The 19,189-nt window shown below is 63.0% G+C and carries 19 protein-coding genes; 16 read left to right on the top strand and 3 right to left on the bottom strand.

The annotated features are described in order from the left end of the window. Positions 1-290 precede the first annotated feature (290 nt). Entirely contained in the window at positions 291-1,412 is a 1,122-nt protein-coding gene (locus ACOI7Z_RS26020) for a cupin domain-containing protein (RefSeq protein ID WP_023291817.1), read from the top strand. Between the two features lie 53 nt (positions 1,413-1,465). On the opposite strand, the gene ACOI7Z_RS26015 is transcribed toward ACOI7Z_RS26020, so the two are convergent. After that, entirely contained in the window at positions 1,466-2,908 is a 1,443-nt protein-coding gene (locus ACOI7Z_RS26015; protein ID WP_072421488.1) for a Cu(+)/Ag(+) sensor histidine kinase, read from the bottom strand. After that, positions 2,898-3,581, bottom strand: a complete 684-nt coding sequence (gene cusR, locus ACOI7Z_RS26010; protein WP_087849557.1) for a copper response regulator transcription factor CusR — start codon at positions 3,579-3,581, stop codon at positions 2,898-2,900. Before cusR ends, ACOI7Z_RS26015 begins: the two co-directional genes overlap by 11 nt. Before the next feature lie 172 nt (positions 3,582-3,753). On the opposite strand from cusR, the gene ACOI7Z_RS26005 reads away from it, so the two are divergent. The 5 genes from ACOI7Z_RS26005 (at position 3,754) to ACOI7Z_RS25985 (ending at position 10,392) form a co-directional block, all read left to right on the top strand. Then, positions 3,754-5,139, top strand: coding sequence for an efflux transporter outer membrane subunit (locus ACOI7Z_RS26005; protein WP_065884061.1), 1,386 nt, complete (start codon positions 3,754-3,756; stop codon positions 5,137-5,139). A 17-nt stretch (positions 5,140-5,156) separates the two neighbouring features. Beyond that, the gene (cusF, locus tag ACOI7Z_RS26000) at positions 5,157-5,501 is read left to right on the top strand and encodes a cation efflux system protein CusF (RefSeq protein WP_023291814.1); all 345 of its coding nucleotides are present in this window, start codon (positions 5,157-5,159) and stop codon (positions 5,499-5,501) included. 44 nt (positions 5,502-5,545) lie between these two features. Beyond that, positions 5,546-6,811 (top strand): efflux RND transporter periplasmic adaptor subunit, encoded by a 1,266-nt coding sequence (locus tag ACOI7Z_RS25995; RefSeq protein WP_064155846.1) that lies wholly within the window; start codon positions 5,546-5,548, stop codon positions 6,809-6,811. Positions 6,812-6,822: 11 nt separating this feature from the next. Next, positions 6,823-9,972 (top strand): CusA/CzcA family heavy metal efflux RND transporter, encoded by a 3,150-nt coding sequence (locus ACOI7Z_RS25990; RefSeq protein ID WP_065813361.1) that lies wholly within the window; start codon positions 6,823-6,825, stop codon positions 9,970-9,972. Positions 9,973-10,044: 72 nt separating this feature from the next. Next, complete coding sequence (locus tag ACOI7Z_RS25985; RefSeq protein WP_023291811.1) at positions 10,045-10,392, top strand: DUF1294 domain-containing protein; 348 nt, start codon at positions 10,045-10,047, stop codon at positions 10,390-10,392. A gap of 9 nt (positions 10,393-10,401) precedes the next feature. Here ACOI7Z_RS25985 and ACOI7Z_RS25980 read toward each other — a convergent pair whose 3' ends face one another. Beyond that, a complete protein-coding gene (locus ACOI7Z_RS25980) occupies positions 10,402-10,935 on the bottom strand; it encodes a lipocalin family protein (protein WP_009309842.1) in 534 nt (177 codons plus the stop codon). A 116-nt stretch (positions 10,936-11,051) separates the two neighbouring features. Between ACOI7Z_RS25980 and ACOI7Z_RS25975 the strand changes: the two genes are divergently transcribed. The 10 genes from ACOI7Z_RS25975 (at position 11,052) to ACOI7Z_RS25930 (ending at position 18,871) form a co-directional block, all read left to right on the top strand. Then, the gene (locus tag ACOI7Z_RS25975; RefSeq protein WP_002887258.1) at positions 11,052-11,780 is read left to right on the top strand and encodes a MerR family transcriptional regulator; all 729 of its coding nucleotides are present in this window, start codon (positions 11,052-11,054) and stop codon (positions 11,778-11,780) included. 230 nt (positions 11,781-12,010) lie between these two features. Beyond that, entirely contained in the window at positions 12,011-12,445 is a 435-nt protein-coding gene (locus ACOI7Z_RS25970; RefSeq protein WP_023291810.1) for a nuclear transport factor 2 family protein, read from the top strand. Further along, the gene (locus ACOI7Z_RS25965; RefSeq protein WP_032454726.1) at positions 12,442-13,161 is read left to right on the top strand and encodes an SDR family NAD(P)-dependent oxidoreductase; all 720 of its coding nucleotides are present in this window, start codon (positions 12,442-12,444) and stop codon (positions 13,159-13,161) included. Before ACOI7Z_RS25970 ends, ACOI7Z_RS25965 begins: the two co-directional genes overlap by 4 nt. Next, on the top strand, positions 13,158-14,417 hold the full coding sequence (locus ACOI7Z_RS25960; protein WP_087849558.1) for an NAD(P)/FAD-dependent oxidoreductase: 1,260 nt from the start codon (positions 13,158-13,160) through the stop codon (positions 14,415-14,417). Before ACOI7Z_RS25965 ends, ACOI7Z_RS25960 begins: the two co-directional genes overlap by 4 nt. A 1-nt stretch (position 14,418) precedes the next feature. Continuing rightward, entirely contained in the window at positions 14,419-15,141 is a 723-nt protein-coding gene (locus tag ACOI7Z_RS25955) for a DUF1365 domain-containing protein (RefSeq protein ID WP_004888758.1), read from the top strand. Next, on the top strand, positions 15,138-16,358 hold the full coding sequence (locus ACOI7Z_RS25950; protein WP_032454723.1) for an SAM-dependent methyltransferase: 1,221 nt from the start codon (positions 15,138-15,140) through the stop codon (positions 16,356-16,358). Before ACOI7Z_RS25955 ends, ACOI7Z_RS25950 begins: the two co-directional genes overlap by 4 nt. Beyond that, entirely contained in the window at positions 16,355-16,840 is a 486-nt protein-coding gene (locus ACOI7Z_RS25945; RefSeq protein WP_087849559.1) for a DUF2878 domain-containing protein, read from the top strand. Before ACOI7Z_RS25950 ends, ACOI7Z_RS25945 begins: the two co-directional genes overlap by 4 nt. After that, positions 16,837-17,361, top strand: coding sequence for a hypothetical protein (locus ACOI7Z_RS25940; RefSeq protein ID WP_049015229.1), 525 nt, complete (start codon positions 16,837-16,839; stop codon positions 17,359-17,361). The genes ACOI7Z_RS25945 and ACOI7Z_RS25940 overlap by 4 nt, the downstream gene beginning before the upstream one ends. Then, entirely contained in the window at positions 17,358-17,915 is a 558-nt protein-coding gene (locus ACOI7Z_RS25935; RefSeq protein ID WP_087849560.1) for a DUF3833 domain-containing protein, read from the top strand. Before ACOI7Z_RS25940 ends, ACOI7Z_RS25935 begins: the two co-directional genes overlap by 4 nt. Continuing rightward, on the top strand, positions 17,912-18,871 hold the full coding sequence (locus tag ACOI7Z_RS25930; RefSeq protein ID WP_004206730.1) for a YbgA family protein: 960 nt from the start codon (positions 17,912-17,914) through the stop codon (positions 18,869-18,871). Before ACOI7Z_RS25935 ends, ACOI7Z_RS25930 begins: the two co-directional genes overlap by 4 nt. Positions 18,872-19,189: the final 318 nt, after the last annotated feature.

The raw sequence follows: 19,189 nt of genomic DNA, 5'->3' as shown, positions 1-19,189 counted from the left end.
GTTCGCCGGAAGTAGCAAGGGTTAAAATAGAAAAATCTTATCGACCGCTCATTATTTGAACTTTTCGCTTATTCCTCTTCCTACCATTAAAGCCGCCATCCCAGTGTTCATGCGGCCTGCAGCGTAGCTAACTCGAAAATTGGTTTTTGGCAAAAATGTGATTTTTCTCTCTTACCCAACGCCATTATCGCGCCGATGGTGAATTAAGCGCCACTCTTGACCCACGACAAAGCGCCCGCCCAGCCCCCGTTTCTATAATCAGGCCCGTTTCTTCTTACTGGTAATAATCGATGGCTTATCAACTCAACATTAACTGGCCCGAGTTTTTAGAGAAATACTGGCAAAAGCAGCCGGTGGTTTTAAAAAACGCGTTTCCGGACTTCGTCGACCCGATTACCCCGGACGAGCTGGCCGGGTTAGCCATGGAGCCGGAAGTCGACAGCCGGCTGGTCAGTCTGGCCAACGGTAAATGGCAGGCCAGCAATGGACCTTTTGAACATTTCGATGGCCTGGGCGAGACCGGCTGGTCGCTGCTGGCCCAGGCGGTAAACCACTGGCATATGCCGGCCGCCGAGCTGGTGCGACCGTTCCGCGTACTGCCGGACTGGCGTCTGGACGACCTGATGATCTCCTTCTCCGTCCCCGGCGGCGGCGTCGGGCCGCATATCGATCAGTATGACGTCTTTATTATTCAGGGCATGGGCAGCCGCCGCTGGCGCGTGGGGGATAAGCTGCCGATGCGTCAGTTCTGCCCGCATCCCGCGCTGCTGCACGTCGACCCGTTCCCGCCGATTATTGATGAGGATCTGCAGCCGGGCGATATCCTCTATATTCCACCGGGATTCCCGCACGATGGTATCACCCACGAAACCGCGCTGAACTACTCCGTGGGTTTCCGCGGGCCCAACGGGCGCGACCTGATCAGCAGCTTCGCCGACTATGTGCTGGAGAACGATCTCGGCGGCGAACACTACAGCGATCCGGACCTCACCTGCCGCGAGCATCCGGGCCGGGTTGAAGAGTATGAACTCGAACGTCTGCGCGGCATGATGATCGACATGATTCGCCAGCCGGAAGACTTCAAGCAGTGGTTCGGCAGTTTCGTCACCACCCCGCGTCACGAGCTGGATATTGCGCCGGCGGAACCACCGTATGAAGAAGAGGAAGTCGTCGATGCGCTGCTGGGCGGCGAAAAACTTTCTCGCCTGAGCGGCCTGCGCGTTCTGCATATCGGCGACAGCTTCTTCGTGCATAGCGAACAGCTGGACACCACCGATGCCGAAGCGCTGGATGCATTGTGCCGCTATACCTCATTAGGCCAGGAGGAGCTCGGCAGCGGCCTGCAAAACCCGGCGTTTGTGAGCGAACTGACGCGCCTGATTAATCAAGGCTACTGGTACTTCGAAGAGTAAGCCACGGTACGACTACGGGCAGCCGCCTGGCGCTGCCCGCTGGCTATCAGCCGTTATTGCGCCTGTTTCGGCAGCACCACAATAAACCGCGTCGAGCGCAGATCGGACTGCGCCGCCACGCTGCCGTGGTGGGCGCTGACGATGGATTTCACAATCGCCAGGCCGATGCCGCTGCCCTCCCCTTTGCGCTGGCGCGAGGGGTCGACGCGATAGAAACGGTCAAACAGCCGCGGCAGATGTTCGGCGGCAATCGGCGTACCGGGGTTCTCCACCACCAGGCGGATCGTCTCCGCGCTTTCGCTCAGCGCGATCGTCACCGCCTGGCCAGCCGGGGTGTAGCGGATCGCGTTCGACAGCAAGTTGCTGATCGCCCGCCGCAGCATCAGCGGATCGCCCGTCACCCGGCAGGGGCTGCCGTCAAAGCGCAGCGCTACCGCTTTCTCTTCCGCCCACGCCTCGAAAAACTCAAACACCTTATGCACCTCCTCAGCCAGATCCAGTTCCCGCTGTTCGGGGATCAGCTGGTTGTTATCGGCCTGGGCGAGGAACAGCATATCGCTGACCATCCGCGACATGCGCGAGAACTCTTCGAGATTGGAGTAGAGCACCTCTTCCAGCTCCTGCTGGCTGCGGCTCTGGCTTAAGGCGATTTCGGTTTGCGTCACCAGGTTGGTGATCGGCGTGCGGATCTCATGGGCGATATCGGCGGAGAAGTTCGACTGGCGGGTAAAGACATCCTCCATTCGCTCCAGCATATGGTTAAAGGACAGCGCCAGCCGCTCCAGTTCGATAGGCACCGCCTGCGGGTCGAGGCGCACGTCGAGATCCCGCGAGGTAATATTCTGGATCTGCCGGCTGATCTGGCGGATAGGCTTATGCCCCTGATAGACCACAAACAGCACGATGGCGATGATCAGCAGGCTGATTATCGACGCGGCGGAAATCAGCTTCGCTTTCAGCTCATTAATATAGTGCAGGTGAAAATCGATGGATAAGGCCATCAGCAGATGGTACGCCGGCTTGCCATCCGCCTGCTTGCCCAGCGGCAGCATGATCAGCCGCCAGGCACGGGTCTCCATTTGATGATTATCGTGCGCCATTGCCCGCGGCTGCGGGTCGGTCCATGAAATCACATTCCCGTCGCGGAGCTGCATCGCCAGGCCTGGCGTACTCAGCATATGGCTGAGATCCGGTCCGTTGGGCGACTGGAACAGAATATTGCCCTGTCCATCGTCCAGGCAGATAAAGACGTTGGCGTAGCCCGCAATGATATTCTTCACGATCTCCAGCCGCCGCGCCTGCGGGTAGTCAGCGTGGTCGAGGACCGTCTCCAGGGTGGTGCTGAGCTGCCTGAGATCGTGAACGTCGCGCTCTTCAAAATGCGCCTTCACCGAATGGATCATGATCCAGGTGAAGGCAAAGAAGGCGATGATGGTGGCGAGGCTAATAAAGAAACTCAGCCGGGTAGCCAGGGAAAAGGGGCGCTTAGCGACCATCCGGCACCTCAAGCATATAGCCGACGCCGCGCACAGTCTGGATCAGTTTCGGCTCGAAGTCGTTATCGATTTTGGCGCGCAGCCGCTTCACCGCCACATCTATCGCGTTGGTATCGCTGTCGAAATTCATATCCCACACCTGCGAGGCAATCAGCGAACGCGGCAGCACTTCGCCCTGATGGCGCAGGAAGAACTCCAGCAGAATGAACTCCTTGCTGGTCAGGGTGATGCGGGTGGCGCCGCGCGTCACCTTACGGCTGACCAGATCGACGCTGAGATCCGCCGCCTGAAACTGGCTTTCGACAATGACCGCCGCCCCGCGACGCAGCAGCGTCCGCACCCGCGCCAGCAGTTCCGCAAAGGCGAACGGCTTCACCAGATAGTCGTCGGCGCCCAGCTCCAGCCCCTTCACCCGATGCTCAATGGTGCCCAACGCGGTAAGCAGCAGGATCGGCATGCCTTTCCCGGCGGCGCGCAGCATGCGCACGATATCCCAGCCGTTCACGTCCGGCAGCATGATGTCGAGGATCAGCAGATCATAGTCGCCGGTCATCGCCAGGTGATAGCCGTTAAGGCCGTTATCGGCCAGGTCGACGACGAAGCCAGCCTCGGTAAGCCCTTTGGTCAGGTACTCCCCGGTTTTCTTCTCATCTTCGACAATCAATATCTTCACCGCCGGCTCCTTCACGCGCGTTCTGTGCGGGTATTCAATTTTAGAGGAGCGCCTCCGGATAGCAATGAAATATCAGGAAAATGACAGCTTTGTCATTTTCCTGTCACGTCCTGAACAGAGGCCGCTACGTAAAGTAGCCGCCATGGATAAATCGTCGAAAACGTCTGCCGCCATGCGCCCAATAACGCTTCTTACCCTCAGCGTGATACTCGCCTTAACCGGCTGTGTCTCGCTCGCTCCCGACTACCAGCGCCCCGCCGCGCCGGTACCGCAGCAGTTCTCTCTCAGCCAGAACAAGCTGGTTCCCGCAACCGCGAGCTATCAGGAGACCGGCTGGCGAACCTTTTTCGTCGACCCGCAGGTGAAAAGCCTGATAGGCACCGCGCTGACCAACAACCGCGATCTGCGGATGGCGACGCTGAAAGTGCAGGAAGCCCGCGCCCAGTATCGGGTGACCGATGCCGACCGCTACCCGCAATTGAACGGTGACGGTAGCACCACCTACGGCGGCAAGCTTAAAGGCGACACCACCACCAACAGCGATTACGCCGCCGGGCTGAATCTCAACTATGACCTCGACTTCTTTGGCCGGCTGAAAAACCTCAGCGAGGCCGACCGGGAGAACTTCTTCGCCAGCGAAGAGGCACGGCGCGCAGTGCATATCCTGCTGATTGCTAACGTTTCACAAAGCTACTTCAACCAGCGGCTGGCGGCAGCGCAGCTGCAGGTGGCCAACGACACCCTGCAAAACTATCAGCAGTCTTACGCGTTCGTTGAAAAACAGCTGCTGACCGGCAGCACCACCGTCCTGGCGCTGGAGCAGGCGCGGGGGATGATCGAGAGCACCCGCGCCGAGATCGCCAGGCGGCAGGGCCAGCTGGCGCAGGCTAATAACGCTCTGCAGCTGTTGCTCGGTAGTTATCAACATCTGCCGGACGATAGCGCCAGCAGCGCCGTCGACCTGCAAGGCGTAACCCTGCCGCCGTCGCTCTCTTCAGCGATCCTGCTGCAGCGGCCGGATATTTTAGCGGCCGAACACAGCCTGCGGGCGGCCAACGCCAACATCGGCGCCGCGCGGGCGGCCTTCTTCCCGTCGATCACCCTGACCAGCTCGCTCTCCGGCAGCAGCAGCGAGCTCGCCAGCCTGTTTAACGCCGGCAGCGCGATGTGGAACTTCATCCCCAAAATCGACATTCCGATTTTCAACGCCGGGCGCAATCAGGCCAACCTCGATCTGGCGGAGATCCGCCAGCAGCAGCAGGTGGTCAACTACGAGCAAAAAATTCAGTCCGCTTTTAAGGAAGTGGCCGACGCGCTGGCCCTGCGCCAAAGCCTGGCCGATCAGATCGCCGCCCAGGAGCGCTATCTCGCTTCACTCAATATCACCCTGCAGCGCGCCACCGCGCTCTATCGCCACGGCGCGGTCAGCTACATCGAAGTGCTGAGCGCCCAGCGCGACATTTTCACCACCCGACAAACCCTGCTGGAACTCAACTATTCCCGTCAGGCAAATGAAATCACCCTGTTCACCGCCCTCGGCGGCGGCTGGATGGAATAACCCGAGGAGTCTTGATTATGAATTCACTGTCTAAAGTCGCCCTGTTCACTCTGATTTCTGGCGCGGTGTTCGCCGCCCAGGCCGCCGACCCGCACGCCGGCATGGCGATGCACGAACAGCCCGCCGCCGCGCAGACGCAAAGCATCAGCGGCAAAGGGGTCATTAAAGCCATTGATATGGATAGCAAAAAAATCACCATTGCCCACGAAGCCATCCCGGCGGTGAACTGGCCGCCGATGACCATGCGCTTCACCATCACCCCGCAGACCCAGCTCAACAATGTGAAGGACGGCGACAGCGTGGACTTCACCTTCGTTCAGCAGGGCAATCTGTCGCTGTTACAGGATATCCGCGCCCACTAATGGCCCGGCGACGGTAGGCTCCTCAACAACTGAATGGACGACACATGGCATCCCTGACACTGAAAAACACGGCGCTGATCCTCGGCAGCATGGCGATCGGCGGCGCGCTCACCGCAGCGCTGTATACCCGGATGGCGCCGCCCCTCGACGCTACCGCCGCCGCCCCGGCGGCCGAGCAGCAGCGAAAAGTGCTGTTCTGGTACGACCCGATGTACCCGAACACCCGCTTTGATAAACCGGGTAAATCGCCGTTTATGGATATGGACCTGGTGCCGAAATACGCCGATGAGGAGAGTGCCGCCGCCGGTGCGCCGGGGGTGCGTATCGACCCGACGCAGACCCAGAATCTCGGGGTGAAAACCGCCGCCGTCACCCGCGGGCCGCTGCGCTACGCCCAGACCTTCCCGGCCAACATCAGCTACAACGAGTACCAGTACGTGATTATGCAGGCGCGGGCGGCGGGCTTTATCAATAAAGTCTATCCCCTGACCGTCGGCGACAAAGTGCAACAAGGTACGCCGCTGCTGGAACTGACCATCCCGGACTGGGTGGAAGCGCAGAGCGAATACCTGCTATTGCAGGAGACCGGCGGCACCGCCACCCAGGTCGAGGGGATCCTCGAGCGGCTGCGTCTCGCCGGAATGCCGGACGACGATATCCGCCGCCTGAAAGCCACGCGCAAGATCCAGACCCGCTTCACCCTCAAGGCGCCCATCGACGGGGTGATCACCGCCTTCGATCTGCGCGCCGGAATGAACATCGCCAAAGATAACGTGGTGGCGAAAATTCAGGGCATGGACCCGGTGTGGGTCAGCGTGGCGGTCCCCGAGTCCATCGCCTGGCTGATTAAAGACGCCTCGCAGTTCCGCATTCAGGTTCCCGCCTGGCCGGACAAAACCTTCCGCATCAGCAAATGGACGATTCTCCCCAGCGTCGATAGCGCCACCCGCACCCTGCAGCTACGCCTGCAGGTGAACAACCCGGATGAAGCGCTGAAGCCGGGGATGAACGCCTATCTGCAGCTGACCAGTGACAGCGAACCGATGCTGCTGATCCCCTCCAAAGCGCTGATCGACAGCGGCAGCGAGCAGCGGGTGATCACCATGGATAACGAGGGCCGCTTCGTGCCGAAGCAGGTCCAGGTTTTCCATGAATCCAATGGCGTCACGGCCATTCGCAGCGGGCTGAAGGAGGGCGAGAAGGTGGTCGCCAGCGGCCTGTTCCTGATCGACTCGGAAGCCAATATCGCCGGCGCGCTGGAGCGCATGCGCGCGCAGGCCCCTGATGCCGCTGCCGCCCACGCGCACTGAGGAACGGAACAATGATTGAATGGATTATCCGCCGCTCGGTGGCCAACCGCTTCCTGGTGATGATGGGCGCGCTGTTTCTCAGCCTCTGGGGGACCTGGACCATCGTCCACACCCCGGTGGACGCCCTGCCGGATCTCTCCGACGTACAGGTGATCGTCAAAACCAGCTATCCGGGTCAGGCGCCGCAGATTGTCGAAAACCAGGTCACCTGGCCGCTAACCACCACCATGCTGTCGGTGCCCGGCGCCAGAACGGTGCGCGGCTTCTCGCAGTTTGGCGACTCTTATGTGTATGTGATTTTTGAAGACGGCACCGACCCTTACTGGGCGCGCTCGCGGGTGCTGGAGTATCTCAACCAGGTGCAGGGCAAACTGCCCGCCGGGGTCAGCGCCGAAATGGGCCCGGACGCCACCGGCGTCGGCTGGGTCTTCGAGTACGCGCTGGTCGACCGCAGCGGCAAGCACGATCTCGCCGAACTACGCTCCCTGCAGGACTGGTTCTTAAAATATGAGCTGAAAACCATTCCTAACGTCTCGGAAGTGGCGTCGGTGGGCGGCGTGGTCAAGGAGTACCAGATAGTTGTCGACCCGATGAAGCTGACCCAGTACGGCATCAGCCTCGGCGAGGTGAAATCGGCGCTGGACGCCTCTAACCAGGAGGCGGGCGGCTCTTCGGTCGAACTGGCGGAAGCCGAATATATGGTGCGCGCCAGCGGCTATCTGCAGACCCTCGACGACTTCAAAAACATTGTACTGAAAACCGGCGATAACGGCGTGCCGGTGTATCTCGGCGACGTCGCGCGGGTGCAGGTCGGCCCGGAGATGCGCCGCGGCATTGCCGAACTGAACGGCGAAGGCGAAGTGGCCGGCGGCGTGGTGATCCTGCGCTCCGGCAAGAACGCCCGGGAAGCGATCTCGGCGGTCAAAGAAAAACTGGCGTCGCTGCAAAGCAGCCTGCCGGAAGGGGTTGAAGTGGTCACCACCTACGACCGCAGCCAGCTTATCGACCGCGCCATTGATAACCTCAGCCACAAGCTGCTGGAAGAGTTTATCGTCGTCGCCCTGGTCTGCGCCCTGTTCCTGTGGCACGTGCGCTCGGCGCTGGTGGCGATTATCTCCCTGCCGCTCGGCCTGTGCTTCGCCTTTATCATGATGCATTTCCAGGGACTCAACGCCAACATCATGTCGCTGGGCGGGATCGCCATTGCGGTGGGGGCGATGGTCGATGCCGCCATCGTGATGATTGAGAACGCCCACAAGCGGCTGGAGGAGTGGACGCATCAGCATCCGGGAGAGAAGCTCGGTAACGACAGGCGCTGGAAAATCATTACCGATGCCTCGGTGGAGGTTGGCCCGGCGCTGTTTATCAGCCTGCTGATCATCACCCTGTCGTTTATCCCCATTTTCACCCTCGAAGGCCAGGAGGGCAAACTGTTCGGTCCGCTGGCCTTCACCAAAACCTGGTCGATGGCCGGAGCGGCGCTGCTGGCGATCATGGTGATCCCGATCCTGATGGGCTTCTGGATCCGCGGCAGGATCCCGGCGGAGAGCAGCAACCCGCTGAACCGCTTTTTGATCCGCATTTACCATCCGCTGCTGCTGAAGGTCCTGCACTGGCCGAAGACCACCCTGCTGATCGCGCTCCTGTCGATCCTGACGGTTGTCTGGCCGCTTAACCGGGTCGGCGGCGAGTTTCTGCCGCAGATCAACGAGGGCGATCTGCTGTATATGCCGTCAACGCTGCCCGGGATCTCCGCCTCGCAGGCGGCGGATATGCTGCAGAAGACCGACAAGCTGATCATGACGGTGCCGGAGGTGGCGCGGGTGTTTGGCAAAACGGGTAAGGCAGACACCGCTACCGACTCAGCGCCGCTGGAGATGGTGGAGACCACCATTCAGCTCAAACCGCAGGATCAATGGCGGCCGGGGATGACCATGGAGAAGATCGTCGACGAACTGGACAAGACCGTGCGCCTGCCGGGGCTGGCGAACCTGTGGGTGCCGCCGATCCGCAACCGCATCGACATGCTCTCCACCGGCATCAAGAGCCCGATCGGCATTAAAGTTTCCGGCACTAACCTGGCCGATATCGACGCCATCGCCGGGCAAATTGAGGGGGTGGCGCGCAGCGTGCCGGGCGTGACCTCGGCGTTAGCCGAGCGGCTGGTGGGCGGGCGCTACCTCGACATTGATATTCAGCGTGAGAAGGCGGCCCGCTACGGGATGACCGTCGGCGACGTGCAGCTGTTCGTCTCGTCCGCTATCGGCGGGGCGATGGTCGGCGAAACGGTGGAGGGCGTCGAGCGCTATCCGATCAACATCCGCTATCCGCAGAGCTACCGCGACAGCCCGCAGACCCTGCGCCAGCTGCCGATCCTCACCCCGCTGAAGCAGCAGATCGTCCTCGGCGACGTCGCCGAGGTGAAGGTGGTCAGCGGGCCATCGATGCTGAAGACCGAGAACGCCCGCCCCACCAGCTGGATCTACATCGACGCCCGCGACCGCGACATGGTGTCAGTGGTGCACGATCTGCAGCAGGCCATCGGCAAGGAGGTGAAGCTGAAGCCGGGCATCAGCGTGTCGTATTCCGGGCAGTTTGAGCTGCTGGAGCGCGCCAATCAGAAGCTGAAGCTGATGGTGCCGATGACGCTGATGATTATCTTTGTGCTGCTGTACCTGGCGTTCCGCCGCGTCGGCGAGGCGCTGCTGATCATCGCCAGCGTGCCCTTCGCCCTTGTGGGCGGGATCTGGTTCCTCTACTGGATGGGCTTCCATCTGTCGGTGGCCACCGGCACCGGCTTTATCGCCCTGGCCGGCGTGGCCGCGGAGTTTGGCGTGGTGATGCTGATGTACCTGCGCCACGCCATCGAGGCGGAGCCGGCGCTGGAGAACCCGCAGACCTTCAGCGCCGGGAAGCTCGACGAGGCGCTGTATCAGGGGGCAGTACTGCGCGTGCGGCCGAAGGCGATGACCGTGGCGGTGATTATCGCCGGCCTGCTGCCGATTTTGTGGGGCACCGGCGCCGGGTCGGAGGTGATGAGCCGCATCGCCGCGCCGATGATTGGCGGAATGATCACCGCCCCGCTGCTGTCGCTGTTTATTATTCCGGCGGCGTATAAGCTGATGTGGCTGTCCCGGCATCGGGGCAAGCGCGGCCGCTAGCCCACCGCGTTTACGCCGGTCCGGGAAATTGGCTATAGTGGCGCCATTCTTCTGGCCGGCGTGAACGTCCCTATGAATCTGAACCTGGTATGTTATTCCCTGCTGCTGCTCACCGCTGTGGGCAGCGCCCTGCTCCCCTACCCGCTGGCGATGTGGTTTTTACTGAGCAGCCTTCTGACATGGCTTATCTATGGCGCCGACAAGCTGGCGGCGCGCAAAGCCTGGCGACGGGTGCCGGAAACCACGCTGCTGGTGCTCGGCCTGGCGGGAGGCTGGCCGGGGGCGATCCTCGGCCAGCAATGTTTTCGCCATAAAACGCAAAAGCAGCCCTTCCGGACGTGGTTTTTCATCAGCGTGGCGCTGAACGTGGCGGCGCTGGCCGGGCTGTACCTCGTTTATACCCACCTGCTCAGCCGCTAAGGGGCGAGGCTAGCGCGGCGTCTGGCGGATCCACACCAGTCGATCGACGTCAAAGCCCAGTTCGCGCGCGGTATTCAGATAATCCTGCTTCACCGCCGCCGGAATGGTGGGGGTACGCGACAGGATCCACAGATAGTCGCGGTTGGGGCCGCTGACCAGCGCATACTGGTAGTCGTCGTCCAGACGGATCACGTTATAGCCGCCGTAGAACGGCCCGAAGAACGACACCTTCAGCGCCGCGGTGGTGGGGGCGCCGGTGAAATAGGCTTTCCCGTCGCTCTCATTCCAGCGTTTTTTGACCGGGTCATAACCGCGATTGACGACGCTGATCCCCCCGTCGCTGCGGGTGCCGTAGGTGGCGGTCACCTGCTCCAGGCCTCGCTCGAAGCGATTCTCCAGGCGGGCGACCTCATACCATTTCCCGAGGTAACGGCTGGCGTCAAACCCGCTAATCGGCTGAACGCCCTTCGGCGGGGTGGGCGATTTGCAGGCCACCAGGGTCAACGCGATAGCGACGCCAGTGACAACAGGCCATAGCTTCATGAGAACTCCTTTCATTTACGCGGTTGGGAAAAGTGTAGTGCAAAGCCGCTACACTTCACGCCAGCCGACGTGATTCGTAGTATATTGAGAATATTCTTTGTTAACAGGTGGCCTCCATGCCTTACTCCATCGGCGAATTTGCCCGACTTTGCGGGATAAATGCGACCACGCTTCGCGCCTGGCAGCGCCGCTATGGCCTGCTCAAGCCGCTGCGCACCGATGGTGGACACCGTCTGTACAGCGATGACGACGTCCAGCAGGCGCTTAAAATCCTCGACTGGGTGAAAAAAGGGGTGCCGGTCAGCCAGGTGAAGCCCCTGCTGTCGCGCCCCGGCGCGCGGCGCACCAACAACTGGCTGACGCTGCAGGAGACCATGCTGCAGCGGCTGAAAGAGGGAAAAATCGAGTCCCTGCGCCAGCTGATCTACGATGCCGGCCGCGAATATCCGCGCCAGGAGCTGGTGACCGAGGTGCTGCGTCCGCTGCGCAGCCAGGTCTCCGCCAACGTGCCGGCCATTATGACCCTGCGCGAAATCCTCGACGGCATCATCATCGCCTACACCTCGTTTTGCCTCGAAGGCGACAAGAAGGCGCCCGGGGACAACTTTCTGATCACCGGCTGGCACCTGACCGACGCCTGCGAAATCTGGCTTGAAGCGCTCAAACGCACCGGCCAGGGCCATCGCATCGACGTCCTGCCGGTGCCTCCCGCCGCCCTGGCGCCGGAGATTTTCCCCCAGCGCAACTGGTTGCTGGTCACCAGCGGCAAACTCTCCGCCGCTCGTCAGAGGCAGGTCGAACTCTGGCAGCAGCAGGTCGTCTCCCTCGAGGTGATCCCGCTCTAACCCCCGGTTTTCACTTACTCCACTCTCTGTTCCGCCTGCGCCCGGCGGCGCGGCGGGCGCACGTTTGCCCTTCGTGCAACCCGCGATTTTCATCCTTTAAAACACCAATCATAACAACCTGATTTTAAACATAAATAAAATATATTTTTTCACAAACTTGGACAAATAATTTTATTTGTGTAAGTTTTAAGTATGCCATTACGCCACCGTGTTTAGCCAGGATGTGATCCATGAGCACCACGCCGTCCGTCATTCGTCGTTTCGTTGAGTACTACGCCGGGCTGGATGCGCAGCCGCCCACGGCGCTGGCCGCGCTGTACCATCCGGACGCGACGCTGAGCGATCCTTTTGGTCAGCACCAGGGACTGTTTGCCATCCAGCGCTACTTTACCCATCTTCTGGCCAACGTGGAGCAGTGCCGGTTCACCATCGACGCGCCGCTCTGCGACGGTCAGCGGTTCGCCGTAACCTGGACCATGCACTGGTCGCATCCGCGTATTGCCGGCGGAGAAACCCTGGCCCTGCCGGGCTGCTCGGTGGTGGACATCGCCGGGGAGCAGGTTCTCCACCAGCGCGACTACTACGACGCCGGGGAGATGATCTACGAGCACCTTCCCCTGCTGGGCTGGGCGGTACGCGGCGTGAAGCGGAGGGTACGCTCATGATGACGGTGCTTATCACCGGCGCCAGCTCCGGGATCGGCGCCGGCCTGGCGAAATCCTTCGCGGCGGATGGCCACCTGGTCATCGCCTGCGGGCGCGATGCTTCGCGCCTGACGGCGCTGCAGCAGTTCAGCCCCAACATCAGCGCGCGCCTGTTCGATATGACAGACAGGGACGCCTGTCGCCAGGCGCTGACGGGCTGTTTTGCCGACCTGATCATTCTCTGCGCCGGCACCTGCGAATACCTCGACCACGGGCAGGTGGATGCCGCCCTCGTGGAGCGGGTGATGGCCACCAACTTCCTCGGGCCGGTGAACTGCCTGGCGGCGCTGCAGACGCAGCTGGAGGCTGGCGATCGGGTGGTGCTGGTCAGCTCCATGGCGCACTGGCTGCCCTTCCCGCGCGCGGAAGCCTATGGCGCCTCCAAGGCGGCGCTGACCTGGTTTGCCAATAGCCTGCGTCTGGACTGGGAGCCGAAAGGGGTCGCCGTCACGGTGGTCTCTCCAGGCTTCGTCGACACCCCGCTGACGCGCAAAAACGACTTTGCCATGCCCGGCCGGGTGAGCGTCGATCGGGCGGTGGCGGCGATCCGCCACGGCCTGGCGAAGGGCAAAAACCACATCGCCTTCCCCACCGGCTTCAGCCTGGCCCTGCGGCTGCTGGCCAGCCTGCCGTCAGGTATACAGCGCCTGCTGTTGCGCAGGATGGTGCGCTCATGAACATCGCCATCATCGGCAGCGGCATCGCCGGGCTGACCTGCGCCTGGCGGCTGGCCGGACACCATCAGGTGACGCTGTTCGAAGCGGGCGCCGCGCCGGGCGGCCACACCGCCACCGTGGATGTCGCCACGCCGCAGGGCTCCTGGGCCATCGATACCGGATTTATTGTCTACAACGATCGCACCTATCCGCGCTTTATGGGCCTGCTTAGCGAGCTGGGGATCGACGGGCAAAAAACGCAGATGAGCTTCTCGGTCCACAACCCGGCCAGCGGCCTGGAGTACAACGGCCACAGCCTGACCTCGCTCTTCGCCCAGCGGCGCAATCTGCTGAAGCCGGCCTTCTGGGGGCTGCTGAGCGAGATCGTCCGCTTCAACCGGCTGGCGAAACTGGCGCTGACCGAGGCGCTGGATCCGGGGGCGACGCTGGAGAGCTTCCTCGCCCGCCACCGCTTCAGCTCCTTCTTCGCCCGCCACTATATCCTGCCGATGGGGGCGGCCATCTGGTCGTCGTCGCTGCAGGAGATGCGCCGCTTCCCGCTGCCGCTGTTTTTGCGCTTCTTTGAACACCACGGCCTGCTGGACATTCGCGATCGCCCGCAGTGGTACGTAGTGCCCGGCGGTTCCCGGGAATACGTTCGCGCCCTGCTCGCCAGGCTCGGCGACCGCCTGGACCTGCGGCTCAACGCGCCGGTGCAGCAGGTGGAGCGCCACCCGACAGGGGTTACCCTGCGGCTGGCGTCCGGGGAGGCGCATTTTGACCAGGTGATCTTCGCCTGCCACTCCGCGCAGGCGCTGGCGATGCTGGCGGCGCCCACCGACGCCGAGCGTGAGGTGCTGGGGGATATCGGCTGGCAGCGCAACGAGGTGGTGCTGCACAGCGATCCGCGCTGGCTGCCGGCGCGTCAGCGCGCCTGGGCCAGCTGGAACTATCGCCTGAGCGACGGGGATCGGGCACGGGCCTGCGTCACCTACAACATGAATATTCTCCAGGGGCTGCCCGCGGGCGCGCCGCTGTTCTGCGTCACCCTGAACCCGGACGCGCCGGTGGACGAGCGCTACGTCTGGCAGCGCTTCGTCTATGAGCATCCGCTGTTTAACCCGCAAAGCTGGTCGGCCCAGCTGCGGCGCGACGAGATTAACGGCCAGCGGCGGAGCTGGTACTGCGGGGCCTACTGGTACAACGGCTTTCATGAGGACGGGGTGCGCAGCGCGCTCGACGTGGTGCAGGGCATCGCCGCGGCGGAGGGCAACTGAAATGAACAGCTGCCTCTATCAGGGCGTCCTGCGCCACCGTCGTCTGCAGCCGAAGGCGCACCACTTCGTCTACCGCCTGTTTATGGCCTGGCTTGACCTCGACGAACTGGACAGGCTGCCTGAGGCGGGCATCCGCCGCAACCGCCTGGCCGCCGCCGCCTGGTACGACGCCGATTATCCGCTGGGCGCGCCGCTGAAGGCTCAGGCGCTGAACCGGCTGGAGAGCCTGACCGGCTGCCGCCCGGCGGGACGCGTGATGCTCCTGACCCAGCTGCGCTACTTCGGCTTCCATTTTAATCCGGTCAACTTTTACTACTGCTATGACGAGGCCGACACCCTGCGCTGGGTGCTGGCCGAAGTGCGCAACACGCCGTGGAATGAGCGTCATTACTACGCGGTGGACGGCCAGCAGGCGCGCCCGCTGGAGAAAGCCTTTCACGTTTCGCCGTTTAACCCGATGGACATGGTCTATCACTGGCGCTTCAACGCGCCCGGCAAAACGCTGCACATGCATATTGAAAACCATCAGGCCAGCAAGGTGTTCGACGCCACGCTGGCCCTGAGCCGCGTGCCGTTAACCCGCGCCAACCTGCGCGGGCTGCTGCTGCGTCTGCCGATGATGACCCTGAAAACCGTCCTCGCCATCTACTGGCAGGCGCTGCGGCTGTGGCTGAAGCGCGTGCCGCTGTACAACCATCCTGTCAGCAGGAGTGAACGCTCATGACCGATCCCGTCTTTGCGCTTGAACCCGATGTGCCGCGCAACGTGCGGCTCGCGCGCTGGCTGCTCTTTCGTCTGTTGAGCGGCCTCCGCGAAGGCTCGCTCACCGTGCGCGAAGGGGCGCAGACTTTTCATTTTGGCGACCCCGCCGCCGCGCTGCGCGCCGAGGCGCGGGTCTGCACGCCGGAGGTGTACTGGCGTCTGCTGACCGGCGGCAGCCTGGCGGCGGCCGAGGCCTGGATGGACGGCGACTGGGAAAGCCACCAGCTGACGGCGCTGCTGCAGATCCTTGCGCGCAACGGCGAGGTGCTGGGGCGTCTGGAGCGCGGCTTTCGTCTGCTGGGCAAGCCCGTCGCCCGCCTGCGCCACTGGACCCGCCGCAACACCCGCGCTCAGGCGCGGGAGAACATCGCCGCCCACTACGACCTCGGCAATGAATTTTATGCCCACTTTCTGGATGACGACCTGCTCTACTCCAGCGCGCTGTTTGCCGACGACCAGCAGGATCTGACCCAGGCCCAGCGGGCCAAGATGGCGCGCCTGTGCGACCAGCTGGCGCTCACTCCCGGCGATCATCTGCTGGAGATTGGCACCGGCTGGGGGGCGCTGGCCGAGTACGCCGCCCGCCATTACGGCTGCCGGGTCACCACCACCACCCTCTCCCGGGAGCAGCACCGCTGGGCTACCGAGCGCATGGCCCGCGCCGGGCTGCAGGATCGCGTCGAGGTGCTGCTCTGCGACTACCGCGATCTGCGCGGCGAGTACGACAAACTGGTGTCGGTGGAGATGATTGAAGCGGTTGGCCAGCGCTACCTGCCGGCCTTTTTCCGCACCTGTCAGGCGCGCCTGCGCCCGGGCGGCAAAATGGCCCTGCAGGCGATCACCATCCAGGATCAGCGCTATCGCGACTACAGCAAAAGCGTCGATTTTATCCAGCGCTACATCTTCCCGGGCGGCTTTTTGCCCAGCATCACGGCAATGAGCGAGCTGATGACCCGCCATACCGATTTTGTGGTGCGCAACCTGTTCGACATGGGCCCGGACTATGCCCGCACGCTGGCGCACTGGCGGCAGCGTTTTACCCATGCCTGGCAGGATATTGAAAAGCTCGGCTTTGATGAGCGCTTCCGCCGGATGTGGCTCTACTACTTCGGCTACTGCGAAGCCGGATTTAACGCCCGCACCATCAGCGTGGTGCAGCTCACCGCGGAGCGGGTATGACACGCCCGGCGCAGCACCTGCTGATGGCCCTCGCGTTCGATGTTTACTGGACGCTGGTGGTGATGTTGCGCGAGCGCGGCCTGCTGATCTGGCTGACGCTGGCGCTGTTCGCCTGGCTGCGGTTGCCGGCGGCCAGTCGTCCGCCCGCTCTGCTGTTGGCCGCGGCGGGCTGCGGGCTGGACGCCTGCTGGGCGCTGGCGGGGCTGATTGATTTTCCCGGCGACAGCCTGCTGCCCCTGTGGATGGTGGCCCTGTGGCTGATGTTCGCCGTCGTCTGGACCCGGCTGACCCGCACCACGACGCTTCCCGGCTGGGTGCTGGCCGCGGCGGCCACCGTCGGCGGCCCGGTGGCCTACCTGATCGGCGCTCGCCTCGGAGCCATGACCCTGCTGGTACCGACGGCGCTTGCCGTGGCCGCCGTGGCCTGCGGCTGGCTGGTGCTCATGCTGTTGTTCCATCTGGGGATGGGGAGGCAAAAATGAGATTCGCCCTGTTACTGCTGTGGCTGAGCGCCCTCGCCCCGGCGGCCCACGCCGCCGACTGGCTGACGTGGCGCCGCGTCGGCGAGGCGACCCTCACCTGGGGGCCGTTCACCGTCTATCACTCACAGCTGCGCACGCCCAATGGCCGGTATGACGGCCCGCAGCAGGATCGGGCGCTGATCATCACCTACCGGCGCGACATCGATCGCGAGGCGCTGGTGGAGGCCACCCGCGACCAGTGGCAGGCGCAGGGCATTCTGCAGCAGGAGCCGCGCAGCGAAGCCTGGCTGCGCATGCTGCAGGGGATCTGGCCGGACGTTGCGCCGGGCAGCCAGCTGGCGTTCGTGGTCAGCGGCGGCGAGGGGCAGTTCTGGTACCGCGCCAGCGCCGCGCAGACCGCCTTTACCCCGCTCGGCCCGCGCCAGTCGGCGGCGTTCAGCACCCGCTTTCTCGCCATCTGGCTCGATCCGCGCACCACTTATCCCGAACTGCGTCAGCAGTTGATCGGAGGTACACCATGAAACGCATTCTGACCCGTGGCCTGGCGCTGCTGATGCTGATGCTGATGCTCGCCGGCTGCAGCACCGAGGTCACCGAGTACCGGCAGCAGCAGCCCGCCCTCGACATCTTCCACTATTTTCAGGGCCGAACCGAGGCGTGGGGGATGGTGCAGGATCGCAGCGGCAAACAGCTGCGCCGCTTCCATGTAGCGATCGATGGCGACGTCGTCGGCGACACCCTGACGCTCCATGAGCGCTTTGTCTATGACGATGGCGAGAAACAGCAGCGGGTGTGGCGCATTCGCCGCACCGGCGATAACCGTTATCAGGGCACCGCCGGGGATATCGAAGGCGTGGCCAGCGGCCAGGCGGCAGGCAATGCCTTTCACTGGCGCTACAGCATGAACGTCGAGGCCAGCGGCAGCCGGTGGCTGCTGCACTTTGACGACTGGATGTTCCTGCAGGACGGCAGCCATTTGTTTAACAAAACCGAGATGAAGAAATTCGGCATTACGGTGGCCACCGTGACCCTTTTCTTTACCCGAACCACAGCAGAAGAGAGGACAGCGCCATGAACACGCAACCTGTCATTGGGATCAGCGGATGTTTAACCGGCTCAGCCGTGCGATTCGACGGCGGGCATAAGCGTATGGGCTTTGTGATGGATGAGCTCGCGCAGTGGGTGGCGTTTAAGCCCGTCTGCCCGGAGATGGCGATCGGCCTGCCCGTTCCCCGCCCGGCGCTCCGGCTGGTGCAGACCCCGGTCGGGGAGATCCGCATGCGCTTCAGCCACGCCCCGCACGAGGATGTGACGGAGAAGATGGCCGATTTCGCCAACGCCCATCTGGCAACCCTGGGCGAGCTGTCGGGCTTTATCGTCTGCGCCAAATCGCCGAGCTGCGGGATGGAGCGCGTGCGGCTGTATGATGAAAAAGGCAATCGCGGGCGTAAGGAAGGCGTGGGGCTGTTTACCGGCGCCCTGATGGCGCGCTACCCGTGGCTGCCGGTGGAAGAGGATGGCCGGCTGCACGATCCGTTGCTGCGGGAGAATTTTGTCGAGCGCGTCTTCGCCCTGCATGAACTCAACGCCCTGCGCGCCCGCGGCCTGACCCGCCACGGCCTACTGGCCTTTCATAGCCGCTACAAGCTGCAGCTGCTGGCTCACCACCAGGCGGGCTACCGCGAGATCGGCCCCTTCGTCGCCTCGCTGCATGAATGGGAGGATCTGGAGGCTTTCTTCGAGGTCTACCGCGAGAAGCTGATGGCGATCCTCAAGCGGCCCGCCTCGCGGAAAAACCACACCAACGTGCTGATGCATATTCAGGGTTATTTCCGCGACCAGCTGAACAGCCGCCAGCGCGGCGAGCTGCGGGAGGTGATCCTCAACTATCGCGCCGGGCTGCTGCCGATCCTCGCGCCGCTGACGCTGCTTAAGCACTATCTGGCCGAGTATCCGGATCGCTACCTGCAGGCGCAGAACTATTTTGACCCCTACCCGCAGGATCTTGCCCTGCGCCTGACGGTGAACTGAGGGAACCTGGGCCAGCTGCCCGGCGGCGCTGCGCTTGCGCGGGCCTACGGGGGTATCCCGCACGCCTCCTCAGAAACGTAGGCCGGATAAGGCATTGATGCGGCCATCCGGCACAACCACAGGTATGGAGCTTGAAGTGTCCTGCCCGGCGGCGCTGCGCTTGCCGGGCCTACGGGGTGGGGTCCCGCAGGCCTCCTCAGGAACGTAGGCCGGATAAGGCATTTATGCCGCCATCCGGCACTACCGCGGGTGCGGCGGCAGACCGCCCGGCGGCGCTGCGCTTGCCGGGCCTGGGGGAGGGATCCCGCAGGCCTCCTC

The sequence above is a fragment of the Klebsiella sp. C283 genome (assembly GCF_048822555.1).
GTDB classification, from domain to species: Bacteria; Pseudomonadota; Gammaproteobacteria; order Enterobacterales; family Enterobacteriaceae; genus Klebsiella; species Klebsiella quasipneumoniae.
This window is presented reverse-complemented; position numbering and strand designations above follow the sequence as displayed.

Bases quoted from the DNA above. Each gene is read 5' to 3' on its own strand.
- ACOI7Z_RS25935 (WP_087849560.1), top strand. From the start codon at position 17,358: ATGAAACGCATTCTGACCCGTGGCCTGGCGCTGCTGATGCTGATGCTG.
- ACOI7Z_RS26005 (WP_065884061.1), top strand. From the start codon at position 3,754: ATGCGCCCAATAACGCTTCTTACCCTCAGCGTGATACTCGCCTTAACC.
- ACOI7Z_RS25985 (WP_023291811.1), top strand. From the start codon at position 10,045: ATGAATCTGAACCTGGTATGTTATTCCCTGCTGCTGCTCACCGCTGTG.
- ACOI7Z_RS25965 (WP_032454726.1), top strand. From the start codon at position 12,442: ATGATGACGGTGCTTATCACCGGCGCCAGCTCCGGGATCGGCGCCGGC.
- ACOI7Z_RS25930 (WP_004206730.1), top strand. From the start codon at position 17,912: ATGAACACGCAACCTGTCATTGGGATCAGCGGATGTTTAACCGGCTCA.
- ACOI7Z_RS25950 (WP_032454723.1), top strand. From the start codon at position 15,138: ATGACCGATCCCGTCTTTGCGCTTGAACCCGATGTGCCGCGCAACGTG.
- ACOI7Z_RS25940 (WP_049015229.1), top strand. From the start codon at position 16,837: ATGAGATTCGCCCTGTTACTGCTGTGGCTGAGCGCCCTCGCCCCGGCG.
- ACOI7Z_RS25995 (WP_064155846.1), top strand. From the start codon at position 5,546: ATGGCATCCCTGACACTGAAAAACACGGCGCTGATCCTCGGCAGCATG.
- ACOI7Z_RS25975 (WP_002887258.1), top strand. From the start codon at position 11,052: ATGCCTTACTCCATCGGCGAATTTGCCCGACTTTGCGGGATAAATGCG.
- ACOI7Z_RS25970 (WP_023291810.1), top strand. From the start codon at position 12,011: ATGAGCACCACGCCGTCCGTCATTCGTCGTTTCGTTGAGTACTACGCC.
- ACOI7Z_RS25945 (WP_087849559.1), top strand. From the start codon at position 16,355: ATGACACGCCCGGCGCAGCACCTGCTGATGGCCCTCGCGTTCGATGTT.
- ACOI7Z_RS25955 (WP_004888758.1), top strand. From the start codon at position 14,419: ATGAACAGCTGCCTCTATCAGGGCGTCCTGCGCCACCGTCGTCTGCAG.
- ACOI7Z_RS25980 (WP_009309842.1), bottom strand. From the start codon at position 10,935: ATGAAGCTATGGCCTGTTGTCACTGGCGTCGCTATCGCGTTGACCCTG.
- ACOI7Z_RS25990 (WP_065813361.1), top strand. From the start codon at position 6,823: ATGATTGAATGGATTATCCGCCGCTCGGTGGCCAACCGCTTCCTGGTG.
- ACOI7Z_RS25960 (WP_087849558.1), top strand. From the start codon at position 13,158: ATGAACATCGCCATCATCGGCAGCGGCATCGCCGGGCTGACCTGCGCC.
- ACOI7Z_RS26020 (WP_023291817.1), top strand. From the start codon at position 291: ATGGCTTATCAACTCAACATTAACTGGCCCGAGTTTTTAGAGAAATAC.
- cusF (WP_023291814.1), top strand. From the start codon at position 5,157: ATGAATTCACTGTCTAAAGTCGCCCTGTTCACTCTGATTTCTGGCGCG.
- ACOI7Z_RS26015 (WP_072421488.1), bottom strand. From the start codon at position 2,908: ATGGTCGCTAAGCGCCCCTTTTCCCTGGCTACCCGGCTGAGTTTCTTT.